This window comes from Fulvimarina manganoxydans (assembly GCF_900176465.1).
GTDB lineage: Bacteria > Pseudomonadota > Alphaproteobacteria > Rhizobiales > Rhizobiaceae > Fulvimarina > Fulvimarina manganoxydans.
The window spans coordinates 375,185-397,956 of sequence record NZ_FWXR01000001.1 but is presented as its reverse complement, the minus strand read 5'-3'; the positions used below and the strand labels follow the sequence as shown (position 1 = coordinate 397,956).

Here is a 22,772-nt window from a genome sequence, read left to right as displayed (position 1 = left end):
CAAAGCACGGGCGCGAAAAGCCCATCCCGAAGATCGATCATGAGCCGATCGAAAGGAATTCCCATGCAGAAACTCGTCGTCATCGGCGCTGGAATGGCCTCGGGCCGGGTGCTCGAACATCTCTTCGAGACCGACCCCACGGCCTACGAGATCACGCTCTTCAACGCCGAGCCGCGCGGCAATTACAACCGCATCATGCTCTCTCCGGTCCTGTCCGGCGAGAAGAGCTACGAGGACATCGTCACCCATGACGAGGCTTGGTACACCGACAACCAGGTGACCTGCCGCTTCGGCGAGAAGGTCGTCGCGATCGACCGCGCCCGGAAGGTCGTGGTCGGCGAAAAGGGCGAGGTGCCCTATGACAAGCTGATCGTCGCCACCGGCTCCGTCCCCTTCATCGTTCCGGTCGAAGGGCGCGACCTTCCCGGCGTGATCGCCTATCGCGATCTCGACGACACCAACATCATGATCGAGAGATCCGCCAAGCCCGGCGCCAAGGCCGTCGTCATCGGCGGCGGGCTGTTGGGACTGGAAGCGGCCGCCGGCCTGCGCCTTCGCGGCATGGACGTGACCGTCGTCCATCTGGCCGGCCATCTGATGGAGCGCCAGCTCGACGAGGCCGCCGGCTATCTCCTGAAGAAGGATCTCGAACGGCGCGGCATCGCCGTCCTGACCAAGGCGTCGACCCAGAAAATTCTCGGCACGTCCCATGTGGAAGGCGTCGAGCTTGCCGACGGCACGGTCATCGAGGCGGAGCTGGTCGTCATGGCGGTCGGTATCCGTCCCTCGGTCCAACTCGCCAAGGAGGCCGGGCTCGAGGTCGGCCGCGCGATCACGGTCGATGCGACCATGCGGACCTCCGACTCCGACATCTACGCCGTCGGCGAATGCGTTGAATTCGAGGGGACATTGTTCGGCCTCGTCGCACCCCTCTACGAGCAGGCCAAGGTCGTGGCGAAATCGCTTCTCGACGAGGAGGAGCGCTTTTCGGTCAAGGAGCTCTCCACCAAGCTGAAGGTCACGGGTTGCGACCTTTTCTCGGCCGGCGATTTTGCGGAAAGCGAAGGGCGCGAGGAAATCGTGCTGCGCGATCCGGCCAAGGGCGTCTATCGGCGCCTCGTTCTCGAAGGTGACCGGCTCGTCGGCGCCGTCATGTATGGCGATACTAGCGACTCCAACTGGTTCTTCGACCTGATGAAGAACCGCACGCCGGTCTCGGAGATGCGCGAGACCCTGATCTTCGGCCAAGCCTATCAGGGAGGGTCCCCGCTGGACCCTATGGCGGCCGTTGCAGCCTTGCCGGATGATGCGGAGATCTGCGGCTGCAACGGCGTGTGCAAGGGCAAGATCACCGGCACGATTACCGAAAAAGGCCTGACCTCGCTCGACGACGTGCGCGCCCACACCAAGGCGTCCTCCTCCTGCGGCACCTGCACCGGCCTCGTCGAGCAATTGATGGCGCTGACGCTTGGCGACAGCTTCAACCCCAATGCCGTCAAGCCCATGTGCGGCTGCACCGATCTCGGCCATGGCGATGTGCGGCGTCTGATCAAGGCGAAAGAGCTGAAGTCGATCCCCGAAGTGATGCAGGAGCTCGAATGGAAGACCTCCTGTGGCTGCGCCAAATGCCGCCCGGCGCTGAACTATTACCTCGTCGCTGACTGGCCCGGCGAATATGTTGACGACAAGCAGTCGCGCTTCATCAATGAGCGCGTCCACGCCAACATTCAGAAGGACGGCACCTATTCCGTCGTCCCGCGCATGTGGGGCGGCATGACCAGCGCCAAGGAGCTGCGGGCGATCGCAGACGTGGTCGAGAAATTCGACATCCCCTCGGTCAAATGCACCGGCGGCGCGCGCATCGACATGCTTGGCGTCAAGAAAGAGGATCTGCCCGCCGTCTGGGCCGATCTGAACGCTGCCGGCATGGTCTCGGGCGCGGCCTATGGCAAGGCGCTTCGAACGGTGAAGAGCTGCGTCGGCTCCGACTGGTGCCGCTTCGGGACGCAGGATTCGACTGGCCTCGGCATTCGCATCGAGAAGTTCATGTGGGGCTCCTGGACACCCGGCAAGGTGAAGATGGCCGTCTCCGGCTGTCCGCGCAACTGCGCGGAGGCCACCTGCAAGGATGTCGGCGTGATCTGCACCGAAGCCGGCTACGAGATCCATTTTGCGGGCGCGGCCGGCCTCGACATCAAGGGGACGGAAGTCTTGACGCAGGTCGCGACCGAGGACGAGGCCTTCGAAGTCATCGTCGCCCTCGTCCAGCTCTATCGCGAGCAGGGCCATTATCTGGAGCGCATGTACAAGTGGCTGAAGCGGGTCGGCATGGACTCCATCAAGGCCGCCATCGTCGATGATCTGGACAAGCGCCGCCACTATTTCGACCGCTTCGCCTACAGCCAGACCTTCTACCGCAAGGACCCCTGGGCCGAGCGGGCGAGCGGCGCCGTCGCCGCCCATGAATTCCGGCCGATGGCCGATCTCTCCAGCTTCAAGGAGGCAGCGGAATGACGAGCGCGAAATCTTGGCACAGGATTGGCCAGTTGACCGACATTCCGAAGCTCGGCGCGCGCTGCGTGCTGACGCCCTTCGGCCGGCTCGCCGTCTTCCGCACGGCCGATGACGAGGTCTATGCGATCGAGGATCGCTGCCCCCACAAGGGCGGCCCGCTCTCCCAGGGCATCGTCCACGACACCTCCGTCACCTGCCCGCTCCACAACATGGTCATCTCGCTGAAGAGCGGGAAGGTGTTGGGTCCCGACGAGGGCGCTGTCCGCGCCTTTTCGGTTCGCATCGATCCCGAGACCAGCGCGATCGAGCTGTCGCTGACAGAGGCGAGCGCCGAAGCGCCCTATCCGGTCGCGGCCGAATAATCCGACCTCCTCATCGAAACGACAGACGCCAGACACCAAGGAGACTTCTCGAATGTCCTATCTCGCACCCCAGGAATTCGTGACCAAAATGGTCGATGCCGGCGAGGCGAAGATCATGATGAGCACCAAGGATACGCTCATCCGCGCCTATATGGCCGGCGCGATCCTCGCGCTTGCCGCCGCTTTCGCCGTGACGGTCACGGTCAACACCGGCAATCCGCTGATCGGCGCCCTGCTCTTCCCGGTCGGCTTCTGCATGCTCTATCTGCTCGGATTCGATCTTCTGACCGGCGTCTTCACCCTCTGCCCGCTCGCGCTTCTCGACCGTCGTCCCGGCTGCGACGTGAAAGGCCTGCTGCGCAATTGGGGTCTCGTCTTCTGCGGCAATTTCGCCGGCGCCCTCACCGTCGCGCTCTTCATGGCGATCATCTTCACCACCGGCTTCACCCATGCGCCGGACGCGGTCGGCCAGAAGATCGGTCATATCGGCGAAGGCCGCACGCTCGGCTATGCCGCGGCCGGCTTCGGCGGCATGCTGACGCTCTTCATCCGCGCCGTCATGTGCAACTGGATGGTCTCGACCGGCGTCGTCGCGGCGATGATGTCGACCTCGGTGTCCGGCAAGGTGATCGCCATGTGGATGCCGATCCTCGTCTTCTTCTATCTCGGCTTCGAGCATTCCATCGTGAACATGTTCCTGTTCCCGTCCGGCATCTTCCTCGGCGGTCAGTTCACCTGGACGGACTACTTCCTTTACAACGAGATCCCGACCGTGATCGGCAATCTCGTCGGCGGCCTGACCTTTGTTGGCGCAACGCTCTATTCGACCCATTACGGCTCGAAGAAGGCCCGCGCGGCCGCCGGTCCGGTCAGCCCGCTCTCGGCCCAGCCGGCCGAATAAGCGACAGACCCATCAAGCATCGGGCCCGGCCAAGGCCGGGCTCGCCTCTCCTTCGGACCTTTCCCGTCTCTCACTCGGCATCGGCGAACACGTCCCATGGCCAGCGAACTCGCCATCACCATCGGTCAATATTCCGACAAGGGCGCCAAGGCCGAGAACCAGGATTTCCACGGCGCGATCATCCCGGATGGACCAGCCCTTGCCCTGAAGGGCATCGCGATCGCCATTGCCGACGGCATCTCGTCCTCCGCCTTCGGGCGCATTGCCGCCGAATCCGCCGTCAGAAGCTTCCTCACGGATTATTACGCGACCTCCGACGCATGGACGGCCAAGACCGCGGCAAGCCGCGTCATCGCGGCGACCAATTCCTGGCTCCATGGCGAGACACGCCGGGCCCGGATTGCCTCGGGCACGGCGGCCGATCTCGATCGCGGCCCCGATCGCGGCCATGTCACCACCTTCAGCGCCCTCGTCCTGAAAGCGCGCAAGGCTCACCTCTTCCATGTCGGTGATGCCCGGATCAGCCGTCTGGTGGGCGAGAGCCTCGAAACCTTGACCGAGGATCATCGGCTCGTTCTCTCCGCCGAGCGCTCCTATCTCGCGCGCGCCCTCGGCATGGGCGCCCATGTGGAGATTGATTATCGCGCCCTCGATCTCGTCGAGGGCGACGTCTTCCTGATGACGACGGACGGTGTCCACGAGGTTCTGGCGCCGACGGATCTCGCCCGCGCGCTGCGACGCGGCCATAACGATCTCCCGGGCGCGGCGAGGACGATTGCCGCCGACGCGCTGGCGGCCGGCAGCCGGGACAACATCACCATCCAGATCGTGCGCGTCGATCGGCTGCCCGAGATCGACGCCGCCGAAAACCTTGCCGAGGCCGATCTGGAGCCTCCTTCCATCATGCCATCCGTCGGCGACAGGTTGGACGGCTGGCATCTGGAAGAACTCCTGCATGCGAGCGCGCGCAGCCATGTCTTTCAGGCGCGCGAGGCGGCGAGCGGCGAGCGCTGCGCGCTGAAGATTCTCGCCTCCGATCTTCGCGACGACGCCACCGCGCGCAGACGCTTCCTGATGGAGGAATGGATCGCCGCGCGGGTTTCTAACCCCCATCTCCTGAAGGCCCATCCGCGAAAGCGCCCGCGCTCTGCGCTCTATACGACCATGGCGCTCGTCAAGGGTCGCACGCTCAAGGACTGGATGCGCGACCACCCGGCGCCGGACCTCCAAAGCGTTCAGGATATCGTCATCGGCATCGGCAAGGGTCTTCTCGCCCTGCATCGCCGCCAGATCGTCCATCAGGACTTGCGGCCCGAAAACGTCCTTCTCGACGCGGACGGCCATGTCACCTTGATCGACTTCGGCGCAGCAAGGGTCGCGGGCGTTGAGGAGGGCCGCGCCGTCGCCATGGCCGAGGCGCCGGTCGGGACACTCCAATATGCGGCGTCGGAAGCCTTTCTCGGCTCGGTCGGACGCGAGCGCTCGGACCTCTTCTCGCTCGGCGTCCTCACCTACGAAATGCTGACGGGCCGGCTGCCCTACGGCCTCGACGTTACCCGCACGCGCACCCGACGCGACCAGCGACGGCTCGCCTATCGTCCGGCGGGGTCGGAGGATCGCCACGTGCCGGACTGGATCGAAGGCGCGCTGAAGAAGGCCGTCGCCATCGACCCGGAGAAACGCCATGGCGACATCGCGGAATTCCTCCACGATCTGACCCATCCCAATCCCGCCTTTGTCGACAAGCGCGGCTTGGCCCTCGCCGAGCGTGACCCGCTGCGTTTCTGGCAAGGGCTCTCTCTCAGTCTGGCGATTGCCCTTTTCATCGCGCTCGCCGCCCTTGCGGCAGGTTGAGTGGCGCACCCGGCCCGTTCGAAGAAGGACATCAAACAGATGAACATGAAGCCGACGACCGGGACGATCCGCACCACCTGCGCCTATTGCGGCGTCGGCTGCGGCGTACTGGCGACCCCTGAGGCCGATGGCAACGTCTCGATCGTCGGCGATCCCGAACATCCGGCCAATTTCGGCCGGCTCTGCTCGAAAGGCTCGGCGCTAGGCGAGACGATCGGGCTGGAGGACCGCCTCCTTTCGCCGCGGGTCGATGGCAGGCTGGCGAGTTGGGACGAGGCGCTGGAGCGCGTCGCGTCGGGCTTTTCCAGGGTCATTGCAGAAGACGGGCCGGATGCCGTCGCCTTCTATGTCTCCGGCCAGTTCCTGACCGAGGACTATTACGTCGCGAACAAGCTGATGAAGGGCTTCATCGGCTCCGGCAATATCGACACCAATTCCCGGCTCTGCATGGCCTCCTCGGTTGCTGGCCACCGCAGAGCCTTCGGCGCCGATACGGTGCCCGGAACTTATCGCGATCTCGAAGAGGCCGATCTCGTCATCCTCGTCGGCTCCAATCTTGCCTGGTGCCATCCGGTCACCTATCAGCGCCTCGCCGCCGCCAAGGCGGCCCGTCCCGCCATGAAGATCGTTCTGATCGATCCGCGCCGCACCGCCAGCGCCGAGATCGCCGACATGCATCTGGCGATCGAACCCGATGGGGACACGGCCCTCTTTTCAGGCCTCCTTTACGCGATCGCGGAGGGCGGCGCCGTCCACTGCGACTTCGTCGCGCGCCACACGGAGGGCTTCGTCGACGCCTTGCGCGCCTCGCGCGCCTTCCCCGTCGCCAAGGTCGCCGCCGCGACAGGGCTCGGCGAAGCTGAGATCCGAGCCTTCTACGATCTCTTCACGGCGCGGGAGAAGGTCGTCACTGTCTATAGTCAGGGCGTCAACCAATCGGTCGGCGGGACCGACAAGGTCAATGCCATCATCAATTGCCATCTCGCCACGGGTCGGATCGGGCGGCCGGGCATGGGGCCCTTCTCCATTACCGGCCAGCCCAATGCCATGGGCGGGCGCGAGGTCGGCGGTCTCGCCAATCAGCTCGCCGCCCATATGGCGATCGAGAACCCGCACGACCGAGCGCTTGTCGGCGAATTCTGGCAGGCGCCGAACATTGCGCGAAAGCCCGGCTTGAAGGCTGTCGACTTGTTTCGGGCGGTCGAGACCGGCAAGGTCAAGGCGATCTGGATCGCCGGCACCAATCCGGTCGTCTCGATGCCGGACGCCGACCGAGTGAAGGCCGCGCTCGCCGCCTGCCCGCTGGTCGTCGTCTCCGACGTCGTCTCGCGCAACGACACGCTGCCCTTTGCCCATGTGGCGCTGCCGGCCGCCGCCTGGGGCGAGAAGGATGGGACGGTGACGAATTCCGAGCGCCGCATCTCGCGTCAGCGCCCCTTCCTGCCGCTGCCCGGCGAAGCGCGGCCCGATTGGGCTATCTTTGCCGAGGTCGGTCGGCGCATGGGCTTTTCCGGCTTCGATTTCACCAATGCGGCCGAGGTCTTTGACGAACATGCAAGGCTCTCGGCCTATCGCAACGAGGGGAGCCGCGATTTCGATATCGGCGGCCTCGCTGGGCTCGCGAGCGATGACTACGACGCCTTGGACCCCGTACAGTGGCCGGTGAAAGCGTCCGACAACGAAATTGGCGAAAAGCGCTTCTTCGCCGATGGTCGCTTTTATCATCCTGATGGAAGAGCCCGCTTCGTCGCGGTCCGCGCACCGGTCCGGGAGACGGCGGCGAACGGCGAATTCGTCCTCAATACGGGACGGGTGCGCGATCATTGGCACACCATGACCCGAACCGGCCGCAGCGCGCGGCTCTCGGCCCATATCGCCGAGCCCTTCGCCGAGCTTCATCCCGAAGACGGCAAGCAGCTTGGCTTGAAGCCGGCCGATCTCGTCACGATCCGCTCGGCCCATGGCTCTGCGACGGTGCGCTGTCTCTTCACGAAACGACAAATGCGTGGCTCTGTCTTCGTGCCCATCCATTGGAGCGGAGAATTCGCCGGAACCGGGCGGATCGACGCGGTCGTGCGCCCGTCCTTCGACCCAATATCCGGCCAGCCGGGCCTGAAGAACACGCCCGTCACCCTCTCTCGCTTTCGCGCAAGCTGGTACGGCTTCGCCGTCAGCCTGAACCGCCCCGAAACAAGCGCGTCGGACTATCTGGTCACCGCCCGCACGGGTGCCGGCTGGCGAACGGAGCTTGCCGGGCTCGAGGTTCTCGGCGATGCGGCGGACTTTGCGCGCCATATCATCGCGCCCTCGCAAGAGGCCGAATTCGTCGCCTATAGCGATGCGAAGACCGGCACCCATCGCTTCGCCGCCTTCGAAGGAAGCCGCCTTGTCGGCGCGCTCTGGATCGCGCGCGAGCCGGTCGCCGTCGCCCGAAACTGGGCCGTCGGCCAGATCGACGCGGACGCTAGAGCGAGCGAGGCGACCGGCGTCTCCCGCGCCCATCTTCTGGCCGGTCGCACCGGCGCGGACAGGCCGGACCCCGGCGCGATCGTCTGCGCCTGCTTCTCGATCGGCGTCAACGAGATCGCGGCGGCCGTCGTCTCCGGTCAGGCCCTGTCGGTCGAGGCCGTCGGTCGGCATCTGAAGGCCGGCACCAATTGCGGTTCCTGCCGGAGCGAGATCAAGGCGATCGTGGATGCGAAAAGAGCCGAGCCGCAGCCGGCCGAGACCGAGCTTTCCGAGGCTTGAGGCCGGAGCGGCACCCTCGGGCACTCTCGCATCGAGATGGCCGGCGTCAGTAGAGCCGTCCGCCCTTCGGAACCTCGATATCCGGGCGCAGGAGAACGACCTCGCCTTCGGCATCGGGTACGCCGAGGGTCAGAACTTCCGATCTCATCGGCCCGATCTGACGGGGCGGAAAATTGACGACCGCCATCACCTGGCGCCCCACAAGCGCCTCCGGCGTGTAATGCTTGGTGATCTGCGCCGAGGACTTCTTCACGCCGATGGGTTCGCCGAAATCGATGGTCAGCTTGATCGCCGGCTTGCGCGCTTCGGGGAAGGGTTCGGCGGTGAGGATCGTTCCGACCCGGACGTCCACCTTGAGAAAGTCGTCGAAGCCGATCTGTGCTTCCGGGTCCTTGCCTGCCACGATTCCTGATCCTCTCTTCGGCGCTGACCAGCGATGGTGCTGACCGGCGCCCCGCCCAAGCGACAATTTACGATCCAGCCAAAGGGGGGTTGGCGCTTCGCTCCGAAACGCCCGCCTCATACGAAATCCGTTTGATCGCTTCGCGATACGGCTGTTAAAGCCGCCCACACGCCGCGCGGGCTTTGATACGAAGCCCAACTGAATCAGTCGGACACCGTATCAGTCCTTCGACAGTGCAACGGCCCGGTCTCGCGCAGCGCGCACGGTGCGCTCGACGAGCGGCGGCAGGCCGGTGAAATCGTCCATCAGGACTTCGAGCCCGGCCTGGGTCGTCCCGTTCGGGGAGGTCACGTTCTGGCGAAGCTTAGCCGGCGTCTCGTCGGAGCGGATCATCAATTCCCCCGCGCCTGCCACCGTATGACGGGCAAGCCGCATGGCGAGATCGGCGGGAAGCCCCATGGCCTCGCCCGCCTTCGCCATGCATTCGGCGAGATGGAAGACATAGGCCGGACCGCTGCCGGACACCGAGGTGACCGCGTCGATCAACGCTTCGCTGTCGACCCATTCCACCGGGCCGCTCGCCGCCAGAAGTGTATCGGCGACAGCCCGACGCTCCTCGGAGACTTGCCCATTCGGATAAGCGCCGGTGATGCCCCGGCCGATAAGAGATGGCGTGTTGGGCATGGCCCGCACGATCGGCCGCTCATGGCCGTCCGCTTCGCCGAGATGCTTGGACAGCGCCGCGACCGTCGTGCCGGCCGCAATGGAGACGATCAGCGTCTCGGGCGACAGCGCCGCCTTCAAAGGCGGCAAAGCATCGCCCATCATCTGCGGCTTGACCGCGAGAAGCGCCACTGTCGGGGCGAAATCAGCCGGGGTCTCGGTTTCGTGGCGAAAGCCATAGCGCTCGATGAGCTTTCCAAGGGCCTCGCCGCGATTGGGATCGACGACGAGGAGCGCCTCGGGAGCCAGCCCGGCGTCGAGCCATCCCCCGATCAGCGCACAGCCCATATTGCCGCCGCCAAGGACGAGGATGCGTTCGCCGGACTGGAGCATGATCTCAGGCCTCCCCGACCGTATCGAACATCGCCGCCGATAGCGCCTCGCCTGCCTTCTTCTCGGCCCAGATGACGAATTGGAAAGCCTGGTAGAAACGCTCGCACTGCTCGACCGCGAAGGTCAGCATGCGCTCGGCCTGGGCGCCGGTCGCGTCGGCGCCGCCGGCCAGAAGCAGAGCGTGGCGATACATTATCGCGCCTTCGGATTCCCAATAGTCGAAATGGCCGAGCACCAGCTTCTCGTTGACCAGCGCGATCAGCCGCATGATCTCGTCGCGCCGGTGCATCGGGACCTTCAAATCGAAGGCGCAGCCCAGATGCAGCGCCTCCAGATCGACGATCCAGGAAAAGGACACCGCATAATGGGTCCAGACGCCTGACACGGTCAGGGCCAGCTCGTCCTCGCAGGAGCGTTCGAAGGTCCAGTCGCGCGCCGCCGCGACCCATTCGATCGTGTCGACGGGGTGCGAATGTCTCGCGCCCTCGATGTCGTGAAGTGATGTCATTGAAGGGTCCTCGTTTGCCGCATTTCGCGAGCCCCTTTCCGGGAACCCGCCTGGGCGCCCGTCGCCGCCATCGACGAATCACCCATGTCTTTCAGCATACAGACGAGGACTCCGGCGCTTAAGGCCGGTTACACTTTTTTCACAACTCTCATTCTCCGAGGCCAGGCAACCTTAAGGTCAGCCGGGCCTGATGACAGAGTCTCGACAGGGCCTTAGGCCCCGCCGTGGAAATCGTGGATCACTGTTGAAACCCTGTGGATAAGTCTCAGGATTGGTTCGATTGCCCCGAGATTTTGGCCTCGAGGGCCGCGATCCGCGCCTTGAGAGCTTCGTTCTCGGCCCGGGCCTTGGAGGCCATTTCGCGAACCGCTTCGAATTCCTCGCGCTGAACGAGGTCGAGCTGGCTCATCATCCGCTCCCCTTGCGAGCGGAAGAAGGTCTCGGCTTCGCGCCGAACCCCTTGGGTGGCGCCCGCCGCATCGGTCATGACGCGGGCGAATTCGTCGAGAAAGCGGTTGGGTCGGCTTTCGTGGCGCATGTCTCGTCCTCATCGGTCTGTCGGTGCGGCCAGGCCAGCACACATAGGGTTTCCCGCCGCCGTATCGGCAAGCGGGTGCAACGCGCTCGCGATCGAGCCTGTCGTATGAAGGAGGTAGAGGCTCGGAGCCTTCAGGACAATGACGCGTGAAGACGCGCTTGCGCTTTGGCGCGTCCAATCGACTGAAAATGACCGCGCTCGCCCGCCCATTGTCTCGTCACAGCTCGGTGAACGAAAGGCGGCTGCCGGCCATGCCCGTCTTGACCCTGTCACGCCGCCTCGCCAAGGTCCGCCGCGATTAAACACCCCGAAGCAGCAGGCCGCCGATCCAATCGACCGCCTTGAGGAGACCCGCGCTTCATGCTCGCATTTCCCGCCCTCGGCGCGCTGACCTATCCGCAGATCGACCCTGTCTTTCTCGATCTCGGCATTCTGCAGCTGCGCTGGTACGGGCTCGCTTACGTCGCCGGCATTCTCTGCGGCTGGCTCTATGGCCGGGCGATCGCCGCCAATCCCAAACTATGGCCGGACGGCATCTCGCCGGTGACGAAGACCGAGGTCGACGACTTCATCCTCTATATCACCCTCGGCATCGTGCTGGGCGGACGACTCGGCTTCATCCTCTTCTACGATCTGCCACGCTATCTCGCCGATCCACTTGACGTTTTCCGGGTCTGGGAAGGCGGCATGTCGTTTCATGGCGGTCTGATCGGCGTCGTTCTGGCGATCACGCTCTTCTGCCGAGTCCGCAAGGTCCCGCTCTGGTCGATGCTCGACATTGCGGCGGCTTGCGTGCCCTTCGGCCTTTTTTTCGGCCGCATCGCCAATTTCATCAATGGCGAATTGTGGGGCGCGCCAAGCGACGTGCCCTGGGCGATGGCCTTCCCGATGGCCGGCCCCGAGACGCGCCATCCGAGCCAGCTCTACGAGGCCGCGCTGGAGGGGATCGTTCTCTTCATCATCCTGCGCATCGCCACCCATGGCTTCGGCATGTTCTCCCGTCCTCGCTTTGTCGGCGGCCTGTTTCTCGCCGGCTATGCACTCGCTCGGATCTTCGTCGAATTCTTCCGCATGCCCGACGCCCAGCTCGGCTATCTGATGGGCGGCTGGCTGACCATGGGCATGGTCCTGTCCCTGCCGATGCTCCTCATTGGCCTCTGGGGCATGGCCTTTGCGCGATACCATTCCCACGCCAGCGATCCACGCCTCATCGCCAAACGCGCGGAAGCCGAAACGGCGGGATCGGCGTGACGACGCCGCTACTCGGTCGAATCGCGAAAGAAGTCGAAGCGAGGGGGCCGATATCGATCGAGCGCTATTGGCAGATCGCGCTCTTCGACCGTCGGCACGGCTATTATTCGAGCCGCGAACCCTTTGGCCGAGGGGGCGATTTCGTCACGGCGCCGGAGGTGAGCCAGATGTTTGGCGAACTCCTCGGCGCCTGGGTCGCGGCCGCCTGGGAGGGACTTGGCGCGCCGAACCCGTTTCTTCTCGCCGAGATCGGGCCCGGACGCGGCACGCTGATGGCCGATATGCTGCGCACCCTTCGAAAGAGCGCCCCCCATTGCATGGCGGCCTCCCGTATTCGTTTGGTAGAAACGAGCGAAAGACTGGCCGCGTTGCAGGCGGTCAAGCTCGAAGGCTTCGACCTGCCGATCAAGCGCGTGCGCGGCGTGGAAGAGTTGGAAACTCTGCCGGCGATCGTCGTCGCCAACGAGCTGTTCGACGCCATCGCCATCCGGCAATTCGTCCATCAGCAAGGGAAATGGCATGAGCGACGCATTGGACTGAACGGGGAAGGCGCACTCGAATTCGTCATCATTCCGCTTGAGGCCGATGAGGCGGAAGCGATCGCCGGAATTGCCGCAAACTCGGCCAAGCCTCTGCCGCATTCCGAAGAGGGCGCGATCCTGGAAGTCTCGCCGGCGCGCGAAGCGCTTGCCTCGACACTTGCAGAACGGCTTGCCACCCATGGCGGCGCTGGTCTCTTCATCGATTACGGCCATGGGATGACCGGCTTCGGCGATACGTTTCAGGCCATGTCCGAGCATCGTTACGTGTCGGTGCTGGATGGCCCTGGCGAGGCTGATCTGACGAGCCATGTGGATTTCGCCCGGCTAGCGGCATGCTTTGCCGATAAAGGTCTTTCGGTCGCGCCTCTGGTCGGTCAAGGGCCGTTCCTGCTCTCGCTAGGGCTTTTAGAGCGCGCCGGCCGCCTGGGCGCACCGCTCGGCGAGGCTGGGCGCGAGGCGATCCGGGCCGATGTCCAGCGCCTCGCGGGCAATGGACCGAAGGACATGGGCGACCTTTTCAAAATCCTCGCGGTCGCCTCGGCCCCCTTGCCCCTGCCGCCCTTCACTCTTCGTCCCGGCGATGGGTTCGCCAATTGACTTCCCCCCGCCCCTCACCCACCATTTACCCATGATGGATGCGGCAACGACCGGCGCCTTGGCGCTCACGCAAGACCAGGTGGTGAGAAGCGACGCCTTTGGCGATGCGATCACCCATGGCTTCTTCACGCGTCTCGGCGGGGTGTCGGAAGGCATCTATCGATCGCTGAATTGCGGCATCGGCTCGAAGGACGATGGGGCTGCCGTCGCCGAGAATCGCGCGCGCGCCCTGGCGTTTTTGAGCCTTGGGCCTGATCGGCTCGCGACACCCTGGCAGATCCATTCGCCGACCGCCGTGATCGTCAATGCGCCCTTTGGAGAGGAGCGGCCGAAAGCGGATGCGGTCGTCACCGCGACGCCCGGCCTCGCGGTCGGCATCGTCACCGCCGATTGCGGCCCGATCCTCTTTGCCGACGCCAAGGCGCGCGTCGTCGGCGCCGCCCATGCGGGCTGGAAGGGCGCGACTGGCGGGATCATCGAGGCGACGATCGAGGCCATGGAAAGCCTTGGCGCCGTGCGCGCCTCGATCAAGGCCGTTCTCGGCCCCACCATCACGCGCAAGAATTACGAGGTCGGCGTCGAACGGATGGAAGAGGCGGTGGCGGCCGCCGGTCGCCAGGCCGAGCGCTTCTTCTTTCCCGGCGTCTCGCCCGACAAACGGCAGTTCGACCTGCCCGGTCTCATCGTTGCCCGGCTGAAGAGTGCCGGCGTCTCGGCAGCCTTTACCGGCCAATGCACCTATGGCGACGAGCGGTTCTTCTCGTTCCGCCGCACCACCCATCGCGGCGAGCCCGACTACGGCCGCCAATTGTCCGCGATCGCGATCCAAGGCTGAGGGTCCATGCTGCATTTTTCCCCCGAGGAATTCGAGGGCCGAAAGGCGCGCCTGATCGCGCGCATGGCCGAGGACAAACTCGACGCGCTCATGCTGTTTGCCCAAGAGTCGATGTATTGGCTGACGGGCTACGACACATTCGGCTTCTGCTTCTTCCAATGCCTCGTGGTAAAGTCGGACGGCGAAATGCGTCTACTGACCCGCTCCGCCGATCTTCGTCAGGCGCGCAACACGTCCACACTCGAGACAGTCGTGGTCTGGCGAGACCGCAGCGGCGCCGACCCTTTGATCGAGCTTCGCGACATGCTCGACGACATGGATCTTCTCGGTGCGAAGATCGGCGTCGAATGGGCGACCCACGGGCTGACCGCCGCCAATGGCAAGGCGCTGGAGGAGCGGCTCGGCTCTTTCGCCTCCCTTAGAGATGCCTCCTATCTGGTCTCGACGCTGCGGTCGGTGAAATCGCCGGCCGAGATCACCCATGTGCGGGAAGCGGCCAGGCTCGCCGACGACGCTTATGAAATCGCCCGCCCCTTGATCAAATCGGGCGCCGACGAGGGCGAGATCCTCGCCGCGATGCAGAGTGAGATCCTACGCCAGGGCGGCGACTATCCGGCCAATCCCTTCGTCATCGGCTCGGGCCCCGACGCGCTCCTCTGCCGCTACAAGTCGGGCCGCACCCGGCTGAAGGAAGACGACCAGCTGACGCTGGAATGGGCCGGCGTGAAAGCGCAATATCATGCCGCGCTCATCCGCACCTTCATCCTGGGCAGCCCCAGCGATCGGCATCTGGAGCTTCATGCAGCCGCCGTCGAGGCGCTCGAAGCGATGGAAAAGGTCATGCGGCCGGGCAGCACCTTCGGCGATGTCTTCGACGCCTATGCCGGCGTGATGGAGAGCCACGAATTGGTCCGCCATCGCCTGTCGGCCTGCGGCTATTCGCTTGGGGCGCGCTATGCGCCGACTTGGATGGATACGCCGATGTTCTATGCCGGGAATCCAGCCGAGATTCTCCCGAATATGACGCTGTTCGGCCATGTGATCATTATGGATTCCGATACCGGAACCGCGATGACGCTTGGTCGAACCTATCTCACCACCTCCGGTGCGCCGGAGCCCTTCTCGAAGCTCCCCCTCGATCTCGATCTTCTCGGATAAAGATCGGGCGAGGATCCGGACACGCATCCTCGATCGCCCGGCTCGGCCGGCGAATTTGCGCCAACGGTCTTCACGCTCCCTCAACGCTTTTCTGCAAATCCTAAGCATATGTCGGCAGACCCGGCGGGCAGACGTGTCTCATCCGAGCGATCGCTTCGCGATCTCGGTTTGCGCAGCCCGCTAGGATGCCGCGCGTGCTGAAACGGGCTGACGCATGACGCGCTCAGAGGCCCTGCCGGCGCATTTACCGGGCTTGCGGCGTGCATGAGGGCGCGTCGGAGCATGTAACGTCGACGGCGAACCGATCCTCCCGATGGGGGGTGGCACAGCCGAGGTCCAGGGGATCGGCAGGGCGCGCAAAGCCCCTCTCCGGCCCTGCTTCAGAGAGGGGGAGCCAGGACACACGTGACGGCCACCCGAAGAACCATTCCCCGGGCGCTTCTGGTCTGCGCCCTTACGCCGGCCGTGCTGTCGGCCTGCACCGGACCGGATGCGGGCATGGGCTTCGGTCCGGACGGGCCGATTCCGCCGGCACCGATCGGCAGTTCCTCCACCTATGGGGCGCCCGTCAGGGTCGGCAATCCGGTCGGCCGCGTCTCGGACGCCGAGATGGCCGCAGCGCAGGCCTTGCAGAACGAGCCGCTCTATCAACCAAATTATGCCTCGGCGGCCCCAGCCGAGCCGGTCTATCAAGCCCCGACGATCGGCGCGTCGCAGGCTCAGCAAAACGCCGTGACGCGTGGTGCGCTTCTTGCGCCGCCCTCGGCCGCGGCCACCTCCGAACCGTCCCTGCAAACGCCAGCGGCCCAGTCTTCTCGCCGTTTGCCGCGCATCGACGAGGAGCCTGGCCCGGCGGAAGAGCCCGCACTGGCCGCTTCCGACGATACGGGCGCCGCGCCGATGCCGGACGAAGGGGGCGGGCTCGCCGGCCAGCCGACGCTTCAGGAGCCGCCGACGCGAACGGCCGCACTCCAGCCGCAAGGAACGAGCGAAGTCCAGTTTCTGCCGCTTGTTGGCGCGCCGGACGATAAGGCCAATATTCTCGCGCGCTCCCTCTCCGATGCCGCGGCGAGCCAACGGGTCGTTATCCGTCCGGCGGCGGATGGGCGGGCACAGGTCCGCCTGAAAGGCTATTTCTCGACCTTCGAGGACGGCGGTGAGTCGGTTCTCGTCTATGTCTGGGACGTGCTCGACGAGAACGACCAGCGCATCCATCGTATTCAGGGCCAGGAGCGTTTCGCGACGACCGGCGGCGATCCGTGGGCGGGCGTCGACAAATCGATCTTCGACAAAGTCGCCGCGACCACCCTTCAGGAAGCGCGGGCCTTCCAAGCGGGAACCGGATGACCTTGGTCTGTCGCTAAACTTGCGAATTAAGATGAGAACCTGCCTCCAACCCGCTGGTTTACGGCATGAACTCGCTTCGACCGACCTGCCTGAGACAGGCATGTCGTATGCGACGGACTGGGAATTGTCGTTAAGTGTGTGCACTGCAGCGGCTTGAAGTTTCCCGGCAGATTGCTATGAGCCCCACGAAAGCGCTCGGCGTCGATGCCGGACGCGTCAGCCCGCTGAAAGCGGTGGGCACCACCAGTCGAACCAGGTGACGGACGCGATGAAACTATTCAGCGGCAACTCCAATCGCGTTCTTGCCGAGTCCATCGGCCGCTATCTCGAACTGCCGATCGGTCAGGCCATGGTGCGCCGCTTCGCCGATCAGGAGATCTTCGTCGAGATCCAGGAGAATGTTCGCGGCGAGGATGTTTTCGTCATCCAGTCGACCTCCTATCCGGCGAATGACCACCTGATGGAGTTGCTCATCATCATCGATGCGCTCCGCCGGGCCTCGGCTCGCCGCATCACGGCCGTCCTTCCCTATTTCGGCTATGCCCGGCAGGATCGGAAGGCAGGCGGACGCACGCCGATCTCGGCCAAGCTCGTCGCCAATCTGATCACCGAGGCCGGCGCCAATCGTGTGATGACGCTCGATCTTCATGCCGGACAGATCCAGGGCTTCTTCGACATTCCGACTGACAATCTCTTTGCCGTGCCGCTTCTCGCGCGTGACATCAAGGAGCACCGGGACCTGTCCAATCTGATGGTCGTTTCGCCCGATGTCGGCGGCGTGGTTCGTGCCCGCGCGCTCGCCAAGCGCCTCGATGCTCCGCTCGCCATCGTCGACAAGCGCCGCGACCGGCCGGGCGAGTCCGAGGTGATGAACATCATCGGCGACGTGACCGATCGCAACTGCATCCTGATCGACGACATCATCGATTCGGGCGGCACGCTCTGCAACGCGGCCGATGCTCTGATGAAGGCGGGGGCGAGCAGCGTTTCAGCCTATATCACCCATGGCGTGCTCTCCGGCGGCGCGGCGAGCCGGATCGCGGCCTCCAGCCTCAAGGAACTAGTCGTCACCGATTCGATCATGGCTACCAAGGCCATCCGCGACACGCCCAATATCCGCATCGTCACGACGGCCAATCTCCTCGGCGAGGCCATCCAGCGAACGGCCTCGGAAGAATCGGTTTCGAGCCTCTTCGACTGACAATTCAGCAGGCCTGTTCTCCACACCAGGAAACTTGTCTCGCTCGAAGGCGCCGGCCTCCAATTGCCGCGTGCGCTTTCGCCGTTTTGGCGGTAAAGGTTCATGACATTGCGTGATATGGTGTGATCGCCCGACGAGCACGTATCTCGTTCCGACGCGGCGAATCGCCGAAACCTTGGGTTTCGGCTTTTCGCCCGCGCCATCACCGCGGATTTCTTGCTTTCGCCCTTTTTCTCGCACAAGGGCGTGAGCGGGGAAGAAGGGGACTTCGATCTTGGTCTATACGAATCTGGCTTTCGGAGACGAGCCGCCGCTTTTGGCGGACCGCCGGCGCAAGCCCGATCGAAGGCAGGTATCGCTTCGCTGGCTAGCGGGGACGCTCCTCACAGGGGTGACTTCGACCGCGCTGATGGGCATCGCTTTGTCTGCAGCCCTCGAAGGGCATCGCGGCGCCGTCATGCCGTCCGCGCCGATCGCCTCCCTAGCCCATAATATCCACGAGCGGCTCGAAAAGGGCGGGCGCGTCGTCGCCACGGCGCTTCCCCTCGCGCGATCCCGTCAGGTGGTGGAATTGTCGACCATCGTTCGCGAGGGCGATCAGGACATCATATCGACCCGGCCTTTTGGCTTCGTGAACATGCTGCTGGCAGCCCGCCATCCGGTCGCCAAGGAGTATCCGTCCTTCGATCCTCTGACGATCCTCTCCGGCGATACCCAGGACGAGGCTTCGCCGAGCGACGACAAGGCTCCGGCCATCGTCGCCTCCCAGATCTACGGCTCGCGCGTCGAGACGGATATCAAGCTCAAAATGTCGGACTTCGCCTTCGACGAGGCGAGCTATGAGAAGGGCGCCCCGCCAAGCGCAGCCGATTCGGAACGCCTCGTTCGCCAAGTGATGCCGACCCTGGCCTATGAGCCCGTCCAGGTCGCCTCGCTCAACACGGTCGACCCCTTCCGCTTCGGCCTCTCGCCTGAGCCCCAGGAATATGAGCCGGGTTCGGCCTTCCGCATCATCGAGGAAAACGTCTCCTTCTCTCCCCCTGAGCGTGTCGAACGTCATCCGCGCTTTTACGAAGAGGTCGTGCCCCTGCGTCGTGCTATGAGCGTTGCCGACGCGATGGAGCCGATCTCGGAACAGGGCATAGAGGTAAGCGACGCGGTCAAGACGCTCAGCGAGCTCCTCGGCGGCGAAGGCTTGAAGGCGGAGGACGCGCTCCGGGTCGGCATCGAGACCGTCGGCGAAGAGCGAACCGTCGTGCGCCTGTCGGCCTATCGCGGCAAGACACATATCGCGACGGTTGCCGCCACACGGGACGGGCCTTACGAACAAGCCTCAGCGCCGGAGATGGGCGATTCGATCTCCGCCATTTTCGACGAGCGCGAGGCAGAGGCGCCGCTCAGGGCCGATATGCCAAGCGTTTATGACGGCATCTATCAAGCCGCCCTCGCCTATGGCTTCGATCTCGACATGTGCGGGGAAATTGCCCGCATGTTGGCTAGCGAGATCGATCTTCAGGCCAAACTTCTGCCGACCGACCGTCTGTCCGTGTTCTATTCGATGGACGACGAAGACGATGCCTCCGGTTCCAATTCGGACATCCTGTTCGTTTCGGTCACCCTTGGCGACACGGTTCGCAAATTCTACCGCTTCAAGCCCAAGGATTCCGATCGCGCGACCTATTTCGATCCCGAAGGCCGCAGTGCCCGGCAATTCCTTCTTCGAAAACCCGTCACCCAGGGCCGCTTTTCGTCGGGCTTCTCAACGGGCCGCAAACACCCGGTGCTCGGCTATGTACGCCCCCATTGGGGTGTCGATTGGGCCGCGCCGCGAGGCACGCCCATCCTAGCGGCGGCAGATGGCGTCATTACCGAGACCGGCTGGTCGAGCGGCTACGGGCGGCACACCGAAATCAAGCACGCGAACGGCTATGAGACGACCTATTCCCACCAGTCGGCCATCGCCAAGGGCCTGAAAGTCGGCTCGCGTGTGCGCCAAGGTCAAGTCATCGGTTATGTGGGATCGACGGGCCTGTCGACAGGCAACCACCTTCACTACGAGGTTCACGTCAACAGCAAGAAGCTGGACCCGATGCGGATCAAGGTCGGCGCCGACCAGGTCCTGAAGGGCGATGATCTGGCCGCCTTCATCGTGGAGCGCGACCGGATCGACACGCTCATCAACGAACGCTTCGACGCCCCCCTGGTGGCAGCTCGCTGATCCAGTTGGTTTTCTTGAGGATGCGCCAAGGTAGGTCGCTTTTGCGTCGACAGTCCAACTCCGCGATTCGACGACGCGAGGATTGGGGCCGTTTACTGCCGAGGTGACGTTGCGGCGTCGGGCAAGGCCGCCTCATAGCCGCAAGCGCGTTCGAGTGCGAGGAGCGCGGCATTGATCGCCGCAAGGTCCGATTTGTCGATGGATGCAAGCAAGGAAAGCTCGGCCTGCCGCACCTTCGGCATCAGATTGTGAAACGCCTTGCGTCCCGCATCAGTCAAAGTGAGATGTTCGAAGCGGCGATCATCCGTTCCGCGCGCGCGGCTGACCCAGCCACGCTGATCGAGCGACGAAACGGCGCGGCTCACCTTCGTCTTGTCCATGGCCGTCGAGTCGACGATGGCGGACGACGTGGTGAAGATGGCGTCGTCACTCGAGCCAAGTATCGAAAGTACACAGAATTCCGGCATGGTCAGGCCATAATCGTCTCGGAAGATCTGCGCCGTGACCCGGCTGAATCGTGTCGCAATCCGGGTAATCCGATTGGTCAGGACGATTGTCTCGCTCGTTTTCGATGTCGCCGTCATAGAGGTCGCACCGCTCCTTCCATCCATCGCCCAGTCACCGAAGTCTGATGGAAGAGCAAACGTCGTTCGATAGAAATATGTTGCATTCCCAATCATCTCGATTGTCTCTTTCCTTCTCCGACAAGCCTTCGAGCGCAAAGAGCAACGCCTCTGCTATTGCATCCGCAGGTCCGAAGGCCTTGATGAAGGATCAAGAAGAACGAGACACCGGCCGGGCAAAGACGGGCTGTTCGATCGACCGCCTCCCAGGGCGGGACGCGACGGGCCGATTTGGTTGCGCATGTGCTACAGACCGAGGCGGCAGAGACGTTTGCACAGCCGTCCAGCGACGCCAGATCGACGGGATCGCTTTGCTTTCGGCATTCGATTCCCTATAGCTGCGCGGAAATCCGAATTTTCGATCAAGATCCGAGAACGAGAACACAAGTGTCTTCCACATTCGACAAGGTCGCCGACATCATCGCCGAGACGAGCGAGATCGAACGCGACACCATCACGCCCGAAAGCCACGTCATCGACGATCTCGGCATCGACTCCCTCGACTTCCTCGACATCGTCTTTGCGATCGACAAGGAATTCGGCATCAAGATCCCGCTCGAGAAATGGACCCAGGAGGTCAATGAGGGCGAGGCGGCGACCGAGGAATATTTCGTTCTGAAAAATCTCTGCGCCAAAATCGACGAACTCAGGGCCGCCAAAACAGCCTGAACCAGCGATCGCTTGCGCCGGGTCCGGGCAACGCCGGACCGTTTTGACGAGGCGCCATCCATCCCGAGGGGCGGGACATCGACCGGTTCCGCACCACTTTATCTCTCGAGCCCAGAAACCGGATGAGGCGGGCGTTCGCCCGTTCCGGTCGGGCCATACACGAAGCCGGCCATCCGCATGCCTAGACCCCAACGCGACGTTCTCGTCACCGGCATCGGCCTCGTCTCCTCTCTGGGAGAAGGCGTCGCCGCCCATCTCGAACGGTTCACGGCTGACGCTCCTCAGCCTTCGCTCGAGCGTGAAGCCTACGCCCCCTATTCGGTCCATCCTCTGCCTCAGATCGACTGGTCGAAGCAGATCCCCAAGCGCGGCGATCAGCGCCAGATGGAGACATGGCAGCGGCTTGGCACCTATGCGGCGGGCCTTGCGCTTGAAGACGCCGGCGTGCCGGCTGACGAGGGCGCGCGCTCGACCATCGACATGGTGGTCGCGGCGGGCGGCGGCGAGCGCGACATGAGCGTCGACGCCATGGTGATGGAGCGCGCACGCAAGACCGACGATGTGGAGCGCGTCATCAACGAGACGCTCTCGACGGAGCTGCGCCCGACGCTGTTCCTCGCCCAGCTTTCCAATCTTCTGGCCGGCAACATCTCCATCGTCCACAAAGTGACTGGCTCCTCGCGCACCTTCATGGGCGAGGAAGCGGCCGGCATCTCCGCGCTTCAGTCGGTGCGAGCCCGGATCGCCAGCGGTCAGAGCGAGATCGCCTTGGTCGGCAGCGCCTTTTCGGCCGAGCGCAAGGATCTGATCCTCAATTTCGATCTCGCAGAACTGATGCTGAAGGGCGAATGGAAGCCCGTCTTTGCCCGCCAGGCAGGCCAGGACGGGATCGCGGTCGGCAGCGTCGGCGCCTTTCTCGTGCTGGAATCGCGCGAACATGCCGAGGCGCGGGGCGCCCGCGCCTATGCTAAGCTGACGCAGGTCGAAGGCGATCGCGGACGGCGCGAGGGAGACGGGATGAAGACACGGCTCTCACGCCTTTTGCCGAAGATCGAGAATGCGGATGACACGCTGGTTTTGTCCGGCGCGAGCGGGCTCGCAAGCATTGATGGCGCCGAGATCGACGCGCTCAACGAAGCCTATCCGAACGCCGCACGCATCGCCTATGGCACATTGACTGGCCATGGCTTCGAGGCTCAAATGCCGATGGGCGTCGCATTGGCCGCGGCCGCCATCCATGAGGGTGCCCGCTTCTCGGTGACGGACCCCGAGCATGAGCGCGCGCCAGCCGGCGCCCCGAAACGCGCGGTCGTGACCTCGATCGGCCATCTTCATGCCGAAGGGGCCTGCCATCTCGAAGCCGCGGACGGCGACTAAGACCGCCCGAATCTTTCGGGAAACGGACATTATTCGCGCGGCGCCCGTTGAATCCTCGGGCAGCCCCGAA

19 protein-coding genes are annotated in these 22,772 nt (G+C 64.1%); 14 read left to right on the top strand and 5 right to left on the bottom strand.

Annotated elements, in window-relative coordinates; genetic code table 11:
- Window positions 1-63: 63 nt before the first annotated feature.
- The 5 genes from nirB to B9A15_RS01765 all read left to right on the top strand — a co-directional run bounded on the left by nirB (window position 64) and on the right by B9A15_RS01765 (window position 8,379).
- A complete protein-coding gene (gene nirB, locus B9A15_RS01785) occupies window positions 64-2,514 on the top strand; it encodes a nitrite reductase large subunit NirB (RefSeq protein ID WP_084408236.1) in 2,451 nt (816 codons plus the stop codon).
- Complete coding sequence (gene nirD, locus B9A15_RS01780; RefSeq protein WP_084408235.1) at window positions 2,511-2,876, top strand: nitrite reductase small subunit NirD; 366 nt, start codon at window positions 2,511-2,513, stop codon at window positions 2,874-2,876. The genes nirB and nirD overlap by 4 nt, the downstream gene beginning before the upstream one ends.
- Before the next feature lie 52 nt (window positions 2,877-2,928).
- Window positions 2,929-3,777, top strand: coding sequence for a formate/nitrite transporter family protein (locus B9A15_RS01775; protein ID WP_084408234.1), 849 nt, complete (start codon window positions 2,929-2,931; stop codon window positions 3,775-3,777).
- Between the two features lie 96 nt (window positions 3,778-3,873).
- A complete protein-coding gene (locus B9A15_RS01770) occupies window positions 3,874-5,631 on the top strand; it encodes a bifunctional protein-serine/threonine kinase/phosphatase (RefSeq protein WP_084408233.1) in 1,758 nt (585 codons plus the stop codon).
- A gap of 39 nt (window positions 5,632-5,670) precedes the next feature.
- Window positions 5,671-8,379: a nitrate reductase gene (locus B9A15_RS01765; protein WP_084408232.1), complete on the top strand. Its 2,709-nt coding sequence runs from the start codon at window positions 5,671-5,673 to the stop codon at window positions 8,377-8,379.
- 46 nt (window positions 8,380-8,425) lie between these two features.
- Here B9A15_RS01765 and B9A15_RS01760 read toward each other — a convergent pair whose 3' ends face one another.
- The 4 genes from B9A15_RS01760 to B9A15_RS01745 form a co-directional block, all read right to left on the bottom strand.
- Window positions 8,426-8,782, bottom strand: coding sequence for a tRNA-binding protein (locus B9A15_RS01760; protein ID WP_244556754.1), 357 nt, complete (start codon window positions 8,780-8,782; stop codon window positions 8,426-8,428).
- Between the two features lie 219 nt (window positions 8,783-9,001).
- A complete protein-coding gene (gene proC, locus B9A15_RS01755; RefSeq protein ID WP_084408230.1) occupies window positions 9,002-9,838 on the bottom strand; it encodes a pyrroline-5-carboxylate reductase in 837 nt (278 codons plus the stop codon).
- A gap of 4 nt (window positions 9,839-9,842) precedes the next feature.
- The gene (locus tag B9A15_RS01750; protein WP_084408229.1) at window positions 9,843-10,346 is read right to left on the bottom strand and encodes a type III secretion system chaperone family protein; all 504 of its coding nucleotides are present in this window, start codon (window positions 10,344-10,346) and stop codon (window positions 9,843-9,845) included.
- Window positions 10,347-10,611: 265 nt separating this feature from the next.
- Window positions 10,612-10,884, bottom strand: a complete 273-nt coding sequence (locus B9A15_RS01745) for an accessory factor UbiK family protein (protein WP_084408228.1) — start codon at window positions 10,882-10,884, stop codon at window positions 10,612-10,614.
- A gap of 360 nt (window positions 10,885-11,244) precedes the next feature.
- Here B9A15_RS01745 and lgt point away from each other — a divergent pair, with 360 nt between their 5' ends.
- The 7 genes from lgt (at window position 11,245) to B9A15_RS01710 (ending at window position 20,033) form a co-directional block, all read left to right on the top strand.
- Entirely contained in the window at window positions 11,245-12,135 is an 891-nt protein-coding gene (lgt, locus tag B9A15_RS01740; protein WP_084408227.1) for a prolipoprotein diacylglyceryl transferase, read from the top strand.
- Window positions 12,132-13,274 (top strand): class I SAM-dependent methyltransferase, encoded by a 1,143-nt coding sequence (locus B9A15_RS01735; RefSeq protein WP_084408226.1) that lies wholly within the window; start codon window positions 12,132-12,134, stop codon window positions 13,272-13,274. Before lgt ends, B9A15_RS01735 begins: the two co-directional genes overlap by 4 nt.
- Window positions 13,275-13,305: 31 nt before the next feature.
- The gene (gene pgeF, locus B9A15_RS01730; RefSeq protein WP_084408225.1) at window positions 13,306-14,109 is read left to right on the top strand and encodes a peptidoglycan editing factor PgeF; all 804 of its coding nucleotides are present in this window, start codon (window positions 13,306-13,308) and stop codon (window positions 14,107-14,109) included.
- 6 nt (window positions 14,110-14,115) lie between these two features.
- Window positions 14,116-15,267, top strand: a complete 1,152-nt coding sequence (locus tag B9A15_RS01725) for a M24 family metallopeptidase (RefSeq protein WP_084408224.1) — start codon at window positions 14,116-14,118, stop codon at window positions 15,265-15,267.
- Window positions 15,268-15,672: 405 nt separating this feature from the next.
- Window positions 15,673-16,614: a hypothetical protein gene (locus tag B9A15_RS01720; RefSeq protein WP_084408223.1), complete on the top strand. Its 942-nt coding sequence runs from the start codon at window positions 15,673-15,675 to the stop codon at window positions 16,612-16,614.
- Window positions 16,615-16,882: 268 nt separating this feature from the next.
- Window positions 16,883-17,815 (top strand): ribose-phosphate pyrophosphokinase, encoded by a 933-nt coding sequence (locus B9A15_RS01715; protein ID WP_084408222.1) that lies wholly within the window; start codon window positions 16,883-16,885, stop codon window positions 17,813-17,815.
- Window positions 17,816-18,089: 274 nt separating this feature from the next.
- A complete protein-coding gene (locus tag B9A15_RS01710) occupies window positions 18,090-20,033 on the top strand; it encodes a M23 family metallopeptidase (RefSeq protein ID WP_084408221.1) in 1,944 nt (647 codons plus the stop codon).
- A 92-nt stretch (window positions 20,034-20,125) separates the two neighbouring features.
- Here the strand turns inward: B9A15_RS01710 and B9A15_RS01705 are convergent, their stop codons facing one another.
- A complete protein-coding gene (locus B9A15_RS01705) occupies window positions 20,126-20,617 on the bottom strand; it encodes a MarR family winged helix-turn-helix transcriptional regulator (RefSeq protein WP_170923129.1) in 492 nt (163 codons plus the stop codon).
- A gap of 426 nt (window positions 20,618-21,043) precedes the next feature.
- On the opposite strand from B9A15_RS01705, the gene B9A15_RS01700 reads away from it, so the two are divergent.
- Entirely contained in the window at window positions 21,044-21,325 is a 282-nt protein-coding gene (locus B9A15_RS01700) for an acyl carrier protein (protein ID WP_084408219.1), read from the top strand.
- 177 nt (window positions 21,326-21,502) lie between these two features.
- A complete protein-coding gene (locus tag B9A15_RS01695; RefSeq protein ID WP_084408218.1) occupies window positions 21,503-22,702 on the top strand; it encodes a beta-ketoacyl-ACP synthase in 1,200 nt (399 codons plus the stop codon).
- The last annotated feature ends 70 nt before the right edge of the window (window positions 22,703-22,772 follow it).

What these genes read in the sequence shown, in the direction of transcription:
- nirB (WP_084408236.1), top strand. Translation starts at nt 64, where the DNA reads ATGCAGAAACTCGTCGTCATCGGCGCTGGAATGGCCTCGGGCCGGGTG.
- nirD (WP_084408235.1), top strand. Translation starts at nt 2,511, where the DNA reads ATGACGAGCGCGAAATCTTGGCACAGGATTGGCCAGTTGACCGACATT.
- B9A15_RS01775 (WP_084408234.1), top strand. Translation starts at nt 2,929, where the DNA reads ATGTCCTATCTCGCACCCCAGGAATTCGTGACCAAAATGGTCGATGCC.
- B9A15_RS01770 (WP_084408233.1), top strand. Translation starts at nt 3,874, where the DNA reads ATGGCCAGCGAACTCGCCATCACCATCGGTCAATATTCCGACAAGGGC.
- B9A15_RS01765 (WP_084408232.1), top strand. Translation starts at nt 5,671, where the DNA reads ATGAACATGAAGCCGACGACCGGGACGATCCGCACCACCTGCGCCTAT.
- proC (WP_084408230.1), bottom strand. Translation starts at nt 9,838, where the DNA reads ATGCTCCAGTCCGGCGAACGCATCCTCGTCCTTGGCGGCGGCAATATG.
- B9A15_RS01750 (WP_084408229.1), bottom strand. Translation starts at nt 10,346, where the DNA reads ATGACATCACTTCACGACATCGAGGGCGCGAGACATTCGCACCCCGTC.
- B9A15_RS01745 (WP_084408228.1), bottom strand. Translation starts at nt 10,884, where the DNA reads ATGCGCCACGAAAGCCGACCCAACCGCTTTCTCGACGAATTCGCCCGC.
- lgt (WP_084408227.1), top strand. Translation starts at nt 11,245, where the DNA reads ATGCTCGCATTTCCCGCCCTCGGCGCGCTGACCTATCCGCAGATCGAC.
- pgeF (WP_084408225.1), top strand. Translation starts at nt 13,306, where the DNA reads ATGATGGATGCGGCAACGACCGGCGCCTTGGCGCTCACGCAAGACCAG.
- B9A15_RS01725 (WP_084408224.1), top strand. Translation starts at nt 14,116, where the DNA reads ATGCTGCATTTTTCCCCCGAGGAATTCGAGGGCCGAAAGGCGCGCCTG.
- B9A15_RS01715 (WP_084408222.1), top strand. Translation starts at nt 16,883, where the DNA reads ATGAAACTATTCAGCGGCAACTCCAATCGCGTTCTTGCCGAGTCCATC.
- B9A15_RS01705 (WP_170923129.1), bottom strand. Translation starts at nt 20,617, where the DNA reads ATGACGGCGACATCGAAAACGAGCGAGACAATCGTCCTGACCAATCGG.
- B9A15_RS01695 (WP_084408218.1), top strand. Translation starts at nt 21,503, where the DNA reads ATGCCTAGACCCCAACGCGACGTTCTCGTCACCGGCATCGGCCTCGTC.